This window comes from Terrabacter sp. FW104-15G4B (assembly GCF_058790095.1).
Window position 1 is genome coordinate 1 of record NZ_JBYTCI010000052.1, and the last position, 11,506, is coordinate 11,506.

The following is an 11,506-nucleotide window of genomic DNA, read 5'->3' on the forward strand; positions in this document are numbered from 1 at the left end:
CGCCCAGATCTCCTCCAGCACTGTCTTCCCCCTCCTCAGCACCGACCGACTCGGGATGTTCACCGCGAAAGCATAAGGGCGCATCGAAGGGCCCCTCCATCCTCACTCGCCCTAGACTCACGCGAGTCCACGTCGGCGGTTTCGTCGGCGCCGTCGGTGTCGGTTGCCGGAGAGGTTCATCGATGCAGAGGGCTCAACGGCATTCACGTCGAGGGAGTGTCGTCTCGCGGGTGCATCTCTAAGTTCGCGGGCAAGGTCGTGAAGAGGTCCTCTACTTATTACAAACGCACTAAGTGCTCGCCGTTGACCTAATCAAGAAGTCAAGACCCGGGAGCGCGGCCACGGCTACATCCGCTTCGTCAGGAGCGACGTATCGGCGAGTACACAGATGAGCGGCGCGTAAGGGTCCGGTCGATATCGCCAGCCGCTGCGCGAATGGAGTCAGCTTCTGCATGCTTGGGCCCTTGTCGCCTCTCGGGGGCTGTACACGGTGACCAGCCTCGGTGGAGCATCCGCGCGGCCAGGCGGCGCTCCAGGTCGGTGAAAACTGCCCACCGCGATATAGCCATCCGGGAAATCCACCCCGATGGTGTTGAGCACGCGGGTTGGGATGGCTCGAGGCGCACCTTCTGCCACCATTAGCAGGGAGCCGAAGATGTTGCACCGGTCGTGCGCGAGAGCCAGCCGTGCTGCCGCCTCGCTTCCGGAATAGCCGCCGATGATCCAGGCCTGCCCAACTGGCCGTGCACCAAGCAGAAACACTGAGCCAGGGGAGTCGCCCGTAAGATCCAGCACACGTGTGTGCTCGTTGATGTGAAGGCGGTGTCCGAGCGCAATCAACTCGGTCACAAGTCTATGATCGCTCGCCGTCAGCCGGACCGTTCCGGACCCGACCGGCGTGGGAGTCACGGCTGCTTGCAGCGGGGGATAGCGATAGGGGGATGCCGCGGTCGTCGCCATCAGGAGGATGAGGATGATGAGGGAAGAGACCAACGGCATCGTCCAGATGAGCGGACGACGAGAGGCCCCGACGTGCCGGAACATCAACACGGAGAGCGTGAGAAGCGGGAAGCACGCTGCCCGTCCCTGAGCGGTCCAGAGGTTGCCGTTCGTTCCTAGCGCATATGCGGCCGGAAGGAGCGTGACAGCCCCGACGAGAGAGATACCAGCTCGCAGGGACTCAGCGCCCTCCCATGCAGCCTTGGGCATAACGTCGTTGGACCAGATGCTCCGCACAAGGGATGACAATGATAAGAACGCGATGGCGCCACCGAGAGTCACCAGCATCGCTGCGGTCGCGTCGGCGGTCGTAACCAAGAACCCACTGGCGCCTTGGCGATATATACGCCAAGCCAAGCCCGCCGCAGCCATGCATGCGCAGAGCCCGCTAGCTGCGGCGAACGCGCCAGTTCCGGGGCGGTGCACAAATCGAAATGAGGGGGCCGCGCGGTGGCGTGTTGCCACGTAGAGGGTCACTGCCGTCGCGGCGGCCACCGATACTACGGCTCCAAGGCCGGTGCCTGGCGGCGGGAAGCCGTCAATGCGAATGATCTGATCATGCCCGCCGAGGGCGAGGGAAGTCGCGAGCCCATTCGACAGAATGGTGACGAGCTCCGTAAACCTCATGTCAGCAAGCAGAAGTGTGAGAGCCCCCGACGGGAGCAAGGCGCCTGCGGTTATACACAATCGACCCCGCCAGGTGCCCGGCAGAATGAATGTCACTCCCAACAAAACTACGAGAAGCAGTCCGGCGGTCGTGGGCTTCCCCATGAAGGTGAGCCACAACCCCACGCCAAGCAGTGCGGCTCCGGCGACGCCCTTCCACTCTAAGCGGGTCACCGTCAGCACGAGGCCCGTCGCAGTGAAGGAGACGCCCTGCAGGGCAAGGGTGTTGTAGCTCGGCGTCGTGGGCATCTGAGCGAGTGTCAACAGAGCGGTCGCCCCGAGACCCAGGCTTGCGGAGGCGCGGAGGCTGAGCGGTGGGATCTGCTGACCGACTAAGGCGGGTGTCTTCAAGGAGACCCATGCCAGCGATCCCACTGCCAGAACGGAGAGGAGCATCCCCGCCCAGCGCAGCGCTACAACGTCGCCCGCGAAAAGAACGTAGAACGGGTGATAGGCATAGCCGAACAGCAGAATGGTCGATGCGTCATCGCCGGGGTGGGCGATGGAGTTGAGGTAGAACCCCTCATCCGTCCGATCGAATCCTCGGGTCGCCAGCCATGCGGCCGTGCAGATGGCCACGAGCGCGGGAACAGCCAGACACGCCGAGACGGCTAAAGCGCGCCTCGTGTCGTGTTCGTTATCCGCCGGCCGGAGGACAGGCTTCAACTGACGAGAACCGGTCGTGCTTGCTCGTCGACAGCGGCGTTCTCAAGGGCGTCGGTTTGCCCGTCCAGGGCTCGGACGAGGAACGTCGCGGCGAACATAGCCGAGCCGCAGCCGATGCAGACGAGCCAGAAAGTCCCGAGGGCCTCGACGGCGACGTGGGAGCTCATCTTCGGGGTGTACACGGGCTCCTCCAGCCGGACGTGGGTGCCGAACCGCCAGGGGGCTGCCGGTGATCGCAGCGTAGTGGCACCGGGCAACAGAGGCTGAGTTGAGCGCGGCCGCGGCTGGGGGCTCGCAGTGTGCGCTCGCCCCAGGCGCAGCATGCGGACATGTCATGATCTATACGGATAGGCGGTTATGATACGGGTGCGCGCCGTTTGGGTGCTTGGCTTGACTCGTGGTTGTGGCCGCCGATCGTGCTGGTCGTCGATTGCCGTCTGCCTTCACCGTTGAGGTGCGCGAGTGAGCTCAGGGGCACGACAGGGATGGCGGGGGACAGGATGACAGCACAGGCACGCAGGGCTCGATGGGTTCGGCTCGGGTGGGCAGCGGTGGACGCCCTGATGTGGGTGGCGACGCTCTTCGCCGCACTGTGGATCCGCCTCGACTTCACCGTCGACAACACGTATCTGCAGGACACGGGCTACTTTGCGGTGGCCGCGGTGCTGGGGCAGCTTCTCGTCGGGTACGTCGTGGGGCCGTATTCAATCAGCCACGTCCTCGGCTCGTTCGAGGAGATCGTCGAATTGACCACGACGACCGCCGTAGTCGGAGCGTCGCTCTTCCTCTGGGCTCTGATTGTGGAGCCGCCGATCATCCCGCGAGGCGTGCCGCTCACGGCGGCTGCGCTAGCGATAGCAACGATGTTCGCCTTGCGCTTCGTTGTGCGCACTGTGCGCTCTCACCGGGCGATGCAGGCGCCCGCGGAGCGCCGGGCCATCATCTTGGGCGCGGGCGAGGCGGGCCGCCGCCTTCTGCGCAGCATGAAGTACGACGGTGCCGGCTCCTTCGTGCCGGTGGCCCTGCTGGACGACGACAAGTCCAAGCACCGCCTGCGGTTGGAGGGTCTGCGCGTTCGTGGGACCCGCGCCGACCTATCTACTGTGGCTGAGCGCTTCGACGCCGACACCCTTGTGCTCGCCCTCCCCAACGCAGAGGCCGCGACGCTACGAGATCTCGCCGCCCGCGCCGCGGACGCGGGCCTTGAAGTCGTCAGCCTGCCGCCCCTCAAGGACATAATCGGCGGCCGCCCCACGCCCAACGATCTTCGTGACCTTGATGTGGCGGATCTTCTTGGGCGCCGCCCGATCGAGCTCGACACGACCGCCATTGCGGAGCAGATCTCGGGCCGGCGAGTCCTGGTGACTGGTGCCGGCGGCTCGATCGGCTCGGAGTTGTGCCGTCAGATAGCGCGTTTTGGGCCGTCGCGGCTCTTCATGCTCGACCGCGACGAGTCGGGTCTGCAAGGGACCGAAATGAGCCTTTCCGGTCACGGGCTGCTCGACTCCGATGAACTCATCTTGGCAGACATTCGGGACACAACGGCCCTGGTCGAGGCCTTCGACCGGGCACGCCCCGAGGTCGTCTTCCATGCGGCGGCGCTCAAGCACTTGCCGCTCCTTGAGACGCACCCACTCGAGGCCTGGAAGAGCAACGTGATTGGAACACTCAATGTCCTGACGGCGGCAGAGGCAGTGGGCGTGTCAACCTTCGTAAACATCTCCACCGACAAAGCGGCGAATCCGACGTGCGTGCTGGGCTATAGCAAGCGACTGGCTGAGCGGTTGACCGCCGACTTCGCCAAACGCGCAGACGGGCGCTACGTTTCCGTGCGTTTCGGCAACGTGCTTGGCTCCCGCGGCTCGGTGGTGCACGCGTTCACCGCCCAGATCGAAATGGGCGGTCCGATCACCGTGACTCACCCGGAGGTGCGCCGCTACTTCATGTTAATACCCGAGGCGTGCCAACTGGTTTTGGAGGCCGCATCTATCGGCGTCGACGGTGAGGTGATGGTCCTTGAGATGGGGGAGCAGGTGAAGATCCTTGAGGTGGCCCAAACTCTTATCCGAATGAGTGGCCGTCGAGACATCGATATTGTCTATACGGGGCTGCGCCCCGGCGAGAAGCTCGGTGAGGAGCTCTTCTCGCCAGAGGAGAACAGGCGTGCCACTGGCCACCCGCTGGTTGACAGCGTCGACGTGCCGTCAATGACCACAGAATCCGTGCTCCGGACTTTCTTCGACAGCACTGAGCATGGACGTGACTGGATGCGCCGTGAGGCCCTCGTCCCTGCACAGATACCAACCGAAGCGAGCCAGCGGTGAACCGCATCCACTTGTCCAAGGCCGAGGTGACCGAGGTAGAGGAGGCATACGTCCTCGACGCCCTGCGATCCGGTTGGATTGCACCGCTTGGCCCCCACGTCGACGCCTTCGAGGCTGCCATCGCCGAGCGTGTGGGCGTGGCTGGCGCCCTGGCCCTCTCCTCCGGCACAGCGGCCCTGCACCTTGCGCTGCTCGACGCTGGAGCGGGACCTGGGACTTACATACCCGTCTCGAGCTTGACGTTCGCCGCGACGGTCAATGCGATCCTCTATACCGGTGCGGAGCCCGTCATGGTGGACTCGCAGCGAAGCGACGGCAACGTGGACGTGGATCTGATGGTTCACGCCGTGGACACGCTGCTCGATGAGGGCAAGAAAGTTCCAGTCGTCGTTCCTGTGGACCTATTCGGTCGCTGTGTTGATTACGCACGGCTTTTACCCCAACTCGACCAGCGAGGAGTGCTAGTCGTCGAGGACGCCGCAGAAGCGCTGGGTGCAACCCAGCACGGGCGCGGGGCGGGGTCGTTTGGCGAATCGGCCGCCCTGTCGTTCAACGGCAACAAGATTATGACGACGTCCGGGGGCGGGATGCTTGTCAGTGACGACTTAGAACTGCTCTCGCGGGCCCGGTACCTTTCGACTCAGGCGCGCCAGCCCGTACCTTGGTACGAGCACACGGACGTGGGATATAACTACCGGATGTCCAATGTCCTTGCGGCGCTGGGACGTGGGCAGCTCGACCGTCTGGACAGCATGATCGCCCGTCGGCGCGACATCCGGGATCGCTACGCGAAAGCTCTGGCGCCGTACGAGGTGCGGTTGCTCGGGCGGTCTGGATCTGACAATGACGACGGAGACAATTGTTGGCTGACCACAGTCGTCGTCGACCGTCAGGGACCAGCCGTGGCAAACGACTTGGTTGTGGCACTCCACAAGTCAGAGATTGAGGCTCGCCATCTATGGAAGCCGATGCATCTTCAACCGATATTCGCGCCCTACCGGGCCTTTGTTACCGGCGCGTCGGATGACCTCTTCCGGACGGGTGTCACTCTTCCCAGCGGCTCCGGCCTGACAGACAACGACATCGATCGCGTCATCGCTGTTCTCACTGAACTTCTTGACGCATGAGATTAAGACGTCCCGACGGCAAGCGCATCGTCGACATCGCCATGGCTGTCCCTGCCTTCGCTCTGTCCCTTCCCTTGCAGGGAGTGGTCGCTCTGCTGGTCGCGGTGAAACTGGGACGCCCCGTGCTCTTCAAGCAAAGCCGCCCGGGCCTGAATGGGAAGCCCTTCATCTTGCGAAAGTTTCGCAGCATGGTGCCTATGGATGAATCGTTGGGACGAACCGACGACGCTTCACGAATATCGGATTTCGGACGATGGCTGAGGTCCACGAGCCTTGATGAACTCCCCACGCTTTGGAATGTGATTCGGGGTGACATGTCTCTCGTAGGCCCGCGTCCATTGCTAATGGAGTATCTGCCGCTCTACTCGCCTGAGCAGGCAAGGCGTCACGATATGCGGCCTGGATTGACTGGACTTGCGCAAGTGTCAGGCAGAAATGCTATCTCGTGGGACCAGCGCCTCCAGTTAGACATCGAATATGTTGAGAAGCGTTCGCTGAGCCTTGACATTCGAATCTTGGTTCGAACTGCATCAGCGGTGCTCCGTCACGAAGGAATCTCCGCACCGGGTGAGGCCACTATGTCAGCCTTCCTGGGTGGGCGCCCCAATGACTGAACGCCTTCGCTGGACGGCGCGGCTGGGACCCACTGGCGTCGTGTCTACCGCGCCCGTTCTTGCCGCCGGCGTCGCCTTCATGGTCAATATCCTTATGGCTCGGTCGCTGGGGCCAGCCAGCCGAGGCCAGGTCGCCCTTATTCTGCAGCTCGCCTATTTCGCGACGCCCGTGACACTCCTTGGCGTGGAAAGGAGGACTCTCCGAGACGGCGGCGTTGACCCACGCCGCTTAGGTGGGTATGTACTACTGCTCAATTTATTATTGTCGGCGACGTTGGCGCCGTGGCTGGGGATCTCAGCATTCCTGATCGGGGGGGTGAGTCTTGCGGGCGCATTGACGGCCGTCTACAGGGCGCGAGCAATACACTCGGGACACACGCGCTCGTTTATGGGTGTCTTCGCAATTCAACAGGCGATTGTTCTACTTACCAGCGTAGTGTTTGCATGGTATGGAGTCTCCCAGTGGCAATGGTGGGCCGCGGGCTACTGCGCGGCCGCGTTCCCGTTCGCGTTTGTTGAGGCTATGAGCTTGGTCCGCAAAGACCCGAAGGCCTACGACGGGGCAAGCCTCGCACTGCTTCCGAGCACGATTGCCACTCTGATAGTACTACGTGCCGACAGAGTGCTCCTCGGCATGCTGGGGTCGCCATACCAATTGGGCTTATATGTGACGGTCGCGACTGCGTCAGAACCCGTGTACTGGGCAGCACAGGCTGTGGCCGACCGGCGAAGCGCCTCTCATCACAGTTCGAGGCCTAAGGCTGTGAGAGATTTGGCCTACTTCTCGATCGCTTCGGCTATCTTGTCTTGTCTACTGTATGTCCTTGTGGTCCCGCTATTTGGCTCCGCATTCGAACCAGTTAAGGCGCTCATTGTGCCGCTGGGGATCGCGGGAGTTCTTTTGGCCATGTATCGCCAGACGATAGCGAGAATCATCCAATCTGGTGGAGCCCGGCGAGTGAGTCTCGCTGAGGTGGTGACCGCGGCTAGCGCCCTTATATGTTACCTCTTTGCGATACCTCCATATGGAGCCGAAGGGGCCGCTTGGGCATCCGCGGCGGCGTATCTTGTTGGCTGGAGCATCGCTATGGTCATCAACCGTAAAGTCAAAGATGGCGCATACATAAGTACAAAATCGGTTTAGCATGAACACCCAGTCAAAGGAATGGTCAAAGCTCGTGGAAAAGGCAAGCATGCCTCATGTTGTTGTTGTCGGGCAAGGATATGTTGGATTGCCCCTCGCTCTAGGAGCAGTGTCAGCGGGGTATCGGGTCACAGGCTACGAACTGCACGTCCAGACGGCGCTATCTCTTGGCTCCGGGCGTTCACACATTGATGACGTCTCCGACGAGGAACTCGGGGAGGCGCTCGTCTCGAACTATTCTGTGACCAGTGATCCAGGGGTGATTTCCGACGCCGATGTAGTGGTGGTGTGCGTGCCGACGCCTCTCGCGGAAGAGGGAGGGCCGGATCTAACTGCTGTGCGCCACGCTGCTGAAACCATCAACCGCCACCTGTCGTCACATACTCTTGTGATATTGGAGTCGACCACCTACCCGGGCACAACCGAAGAACTGTTCGCTCCTTTGATTCTGGACGGCAACGGCCATCTAGAGGGTATCGAGGTTGCCTTCTCTCCCGAGCGGATCGATCCTGGAAACGCCATCTTTGGGCTCGCTAACACGCCGAAGGTCGTTGGAGGGGTCTCGGACCGTGCGACAAAGTTGGCCGCGGATTTCTATGCCCCCTTCGTGGGGCAGGTAGTTGTTGCGCATGGCGCTAAAGAGGCTGAAATGGCCAAGTTGCTCGAGAATACATTTCGGCATGTCAATATCGCTTTGGTGAATGAAATGTTGCGATTCTCGAACGATCTGGGCATCGACCTATGGAATGCCATCGACTGTGCGGAGACGAAGCCCTTCGGGTACATGGCGTTCCGGCCAGGTCCCGGTGTGGGCGGCCACTGCATCCCTGTAGACCCCACGTATTTGAGCCATCGAGTGCGCGCGAAACTCGGGTACGGATTCAGGATGGTGGAACTGGCCGAGGAGATCAACGACGCTGCCCCACTCTACGTGGGACAACGCTTGTGGCGCGCCCTCAACGACTGTGGGAAGGCGCTCAAGGGAGCGCGTGTCCTGCTTGCTGGGGTCACGTATAAGCCAGACATCTCCGACAGGCGCGAAAGTCCGGCGGTTCCATTGGCTCAGTACCTGCTGAGCATGGGCGCCGAAGTTTCTTACAGCGACCCTCACGTCCAGGAATGGCGTTTGGACGAGTCGTGCGTTATCCCGTCCGCTGCTGACCTGTACCAGGCGGCAGAAGAGGCCGACGCAGTGGTACTCCTACAAAACCATGCGGCCTTCGACGTTGCACGTATGTGTGAAGCCGCAAAGATTCTTATCGATACCCGTGGAGTAGCGGACCCCCGTCATGATTCGGTCGTCCGTCTGTGACGGCCGGGGTGTCGAACAGGTTTGCGGGGCGTCCTCTAGCATGAAGATTACTTACCTTCATCAGCACTTCAAGCGACCTGACGAAGCTGGCGGCACGCGATCTTGGGAGTTCGCAAGGCGCCTCGCCGATGACGGCCACGTCGTCACCATGATCTGTGGGGGTCCCGATGCGCGACGGTATGAACTTGATGGTTTTTCGGTCATCCAATTGGCCGTTCCTTACTCGAATGGGATGTCGCCGGGAAAACGCATAGCGTCATTTCTTCGTTTCGGAGCGGCCGCAACCGTTGCAGCAATACGTGACCGGGCGGACGTCGTATTCGCCTCGAGCACTCCATTGACCGTTGCCGTACCCGGTATGGTCGCCGCGTCGATCTGGCGAAGCAAGTTCGTTTTGGAAGTACGCGATCTCTGGCCGGAGGCGCCTATCGCTCTTGGCTACTTGCGATCCCCCATTCTTAAGCGCGCATCACTCGCGCTCGAGCGGACCGCTTATCGACACTCCCAATCTGTGATCGCGTTGTCTCCCGGCATGTCTGCCGGTGTCAAACTTGTATCGCCGAGCACCAAGGTCGTCGTCGTTCCGAATGCATCGGACATCGACATGTTCGACCTGTCGAGCCAAGAACGCCGCCAGGTCCGCCGGGAGCACGGCTGGGATGATGGCCGTCCAGTGATTGTTTATGCCGGATCGCTTGGTGCTATATATGACCCATTATGGTTACTGGATTTCGCCGTCGAGGCGCGAGAGGTCGGTGTGAGGGTTGTCGTCATTGGTGACGGCTCCGGGAGGGATGAGGTTGCGCAGAGTGGCCGCCGTCGCGGTATAGACGTTGACGAAATATTTCTCGGACCGCGGCCAAAGACGGACGTTGCCCGGTATGTAGCTGGTTCGGATGCTGTCTTGTCGAGCGTTATATCAAACCCTGTTCTGGAGGCAGCCTCTATTAACAAGGTCTTTGATGGACTGGCTGCATCGAGGCCGGTCCTCCTGAATCATGGCGGCTGGCTGACGGATCGCCTCGTCAGAGAGGGCGCCGGATGGTTCATCGGAGATCGAAGTGCGCATGATGCCGCAATTCTTGCGGCTCGTCTGCTCAGCGATTCGGAGCGTCTGCGCTCAGCCCAAAGCCGAGCGTTCTCGCTAGCCAAGGAAGTATTCAATCGGGATCTGCTTTACGCCGACTTCCGCCGCGCCCTAACGGTGGACGAGTTCTAGTGCTGCCACCCAACTCTGCAATGTCGACATTTAATGGCTCGAGGAAGCAGCCCGATTGGTCGTCATCGCCGGTAGGAGAGCGAGACCCGTTTGCACAGGGCCTCATTGTTCTCCTGTACCTGATCCTGTTGGGTGGTCGATTTACTCTGGATAGAGTCAGCGAAGGTGCTCCAGCCGTCGACTTGAGGGTTGTGGCGCTGGTGCCGGTCTCCCTCGCGTACCTTTGGTGGCGAGCTGTCAAAGCCCGTCGCCCTGTGCCTGATCACAGATTAAAGACCCGCGGGTTGGTTTGGATGTATATCTGGATGCTCTGGCTCGCATTGAGCGCCATTTGGGCGCCAACGGGAGCCCGAACGTCCGCGGCCATTATCGACCTGTTTGTGATGGCAGTCCTCCTCGGCTTCCTGACTTCGATTGCCAACAGACTGCGGACGGATGAGATGCACATCTTATGGTGGTGTCTTGCGTTCACAGGGCTCGTCTACGTCAGCGCGGCCCTCGTGGCAGGTCCGGGTCTACAGGGAAGGTACTCCGCATTCGGGGGAGGTCCCAACGTGTTTGTTCGCGTTGTATTGATGTCCTGCCTCGCGGTCGTTTACCTCGCTGTTGTTCGCGGAAAAAGGCTTGTTTTGCTAGCTGTCCCCATTTTGCTATTGGGGGCGCTGCTGGCCGGCTCTCGCGGTGGACTCGTTTCTCTTGTGGTGGTGTCAGCGCTCTTTGGACTCGGGTTTTGGCGTCGACTGCCACGGTCAATTCGTCAATTGTCGGTATTGCTTGGCGTATTGGCCCTATCTCTTGTGCCGGTAGTTGCGCCAAACATCTTGACGTCCGGAGTTATATACGATCGTTTGGTTGATCAGACGGTCGAGCAGGGATACGACTCAGGGCGAAGTGAAATTCTCTCTGGCTCCCTGAGCGTCTTCTCCGACTCCCCGATAGTCGGCGTCGGCATCGATGGCTATTACGGACTCGTTGGACGATTTGTTGGGTATGAATACCCGCACAACCTCTTCGTGGCCACTCTTGCAGAGGGTGGGCTCATAGGCGCGATTTTGATCGTTTTTGCAGTGGTGACGCCGCTGTGGGGGGCTAGACGTCGCCAGCGTAGGGGTGCGCTTGCGTTCTATCTGGCCGCATCATTGTTGATCGGCGTTGCCAGCTTGTTTTCGGGCGACTACTACGATTCGCGTTTCTTATGGGTGTTCATCTGTCTAGGGGCCATTGAAATGCGACGGATCGCGACGCATGACGGAAGCGAAGGACATTGCGCGGGCAAGCCTGCTCGGTAAGCGCCCAGGCTAACCGCCTTTACGGATTCTTTTGCAAGAGGGGTTGAGCGGCCGAGATAGCCTCTTCCCAACGGCGGACGGGATTGAGCGCTGCCTTTCTTAGGGAGGCCTGCGAAAGGACGCTCCAGGCGGGTCGGGGGGCGGGG

The 11,506-nt window shown here is 61.1% G+C and carries 9 protein-coding genes; 7 read left to right on the plus strand and 2 right to left on the minus strand.

Annotation, left to right across the window (positions count from 1 at the left end; genetic code table 11):
- Positions 1–441 precede the first annotated feature (441 nt).
- Positions 442–2,331: a hypothetical protein gene (locus tag AC3WRT_RS20185; protein ID WP_492725130.1), complete on the minus strand. Its 1,890-nt coding sequence runs from the start codon at positions 2,329–2,331 to the stop codon at positions 442–444.
- Positions 2,328–2,498: a hypothetical protein gene (locus AC3WRT_RS20190; protein WP_492725132.1), complete on the minus strand. Its 171-nt coding sequence runs from the start codon at positions 2,496–2,498 to the stop codon at positions 2,328–2,330. The genes AC3WRT_RS20185 and AC3WRT_RS20190 overlap by 4 nt, the downstream gene beginning before the upstream one ends.
- A 384-nt stretch (positions 2,499–2,882) precedes the next feature.
- On the opposite strand from AC3WRT_RS20190, the gene AC3WRT_RS20195 reads away from it, so the two are divergent.
- The 7 genes from AC3WRT_RS20195 (at position 2,883) to AC3WRT_RS20225 (ending at position 11,360) form a co-directional block, all read left to right on the plus strand.
- Positions 2,883–4,655 (plus strand): polysaccharide biosynthesis protein, encoded by a 1,773-nt coding sequence (locus AC3WRT_RS20195; protein ID WP_492725134.1) that lies wholly within the window; start codon positions 2,883–2,885, stop codon positions 4,653–4,655.
- A complete protein-coding gene (locus tag AC3WRT_RS20200) occupies positions 4,652–5,782 on the plus strand; it encodes a DegT/DnrJ/EryC1/StrS family aminotransferase (RefSeq protein WP_492725136.1) in 1,131 nt (376 codons plus the stop codon). Before AC3WRT_RS20195 ends, AC3WRT_RS20200 begins: the two co-directional genes overlap by 4 nt.
- Positions 5,779–6,396: a sugar transferase gene (locus AC3WRT_RS20205; protein WP_492725138.1), complete on the plus strand. Its 618-nt coding sequence runs from the start codon at positions 5,779–5,781 to the stop codon at positions 6,394–6,396. The genes AC3WRT_RS20200 and AC3WRT_RS20205 overlap by 4 nt, the downstream gene beginning before the upstream one ends.
- Before the next feature lie 40 nt (positions 6,397–6,436).
- On the plus strand, positions 6,437–7,540 hold the full coding sequence (locus AC3WRT_RS20210; protein WP_492725140.1) for a lipopolysaccharide biosynthesis protein: 1,104 nt from the start codon (positions 6,437–6,439) through the stop codon (positions 7,538–7,540).
- Between the two features lies 1 nt (position 7,541).
- Positions 7,542–8,852, plus strand: a complete 1,311-nt coding sequence (locus AC3WRT_RS20215) for a nucleotide sugar dehydrogenase (protein WP_492725142.1) — start codon at positions 7,542–7,544, stop codon at positions 8,850–8,852.
- A 40-nt stretch (positions 8,853–8,892) separates the two neighbouring features.
- Entirely contained in the window at positions 8,893–10,071 is a 1,179-nt protein-coding gene (locus AC3WRT_RS20220; RefSeq protein WP_492725144.1) for a glycosyltransferase family 4 protein, read from the plus strand.
- Positions 10,072–10,625: 554 nt separating this feature from the next.
- A complete protein-coding gene (locus AC3WRT_RS20225; protein WP_492725146.1) occupies positions 10,626–11,360 on the plus strand; it encodes an O-antigen ligase family protein in 735 nt (244 codons plus the stop codon).
- Positions 11,361–11,506 lie beyond the last annotated feature (146 nt).

Bases quoted from the DNA above. Each gene is read 5' to 3' on its own strand.
- AC3WRT_RS20215 (WP_492725142.1), top strand. From the start codon at position 7,542: ATGAACACCCAGTCAAAGGAATGGTCAAAGCTCGTGGAAAAGGCAAGC.
- AC3WRT_RS20205 (WP_492725138.1), top strand. From the start codon at position 5,779: ATGAGATTAAGACGTCCCGACGGCAAGCGCATCGTCGACATCGCCATG.
- AC3WRT_RS20220 (WP_492725144.1), top strand. From the start codon at position 8,893: ATGAAGATTACTTACCTTCATCAGCACTTCAAGCGACCTGACGAAGCT.
- AC3WRT_RS20190 (WP_492725132.1), bottom strand. From the start codon at position 2,498: ATGAGCTCCCACGTCGCCGTCGAGGCCCTCGGGACTTTCTGGCTCGTC.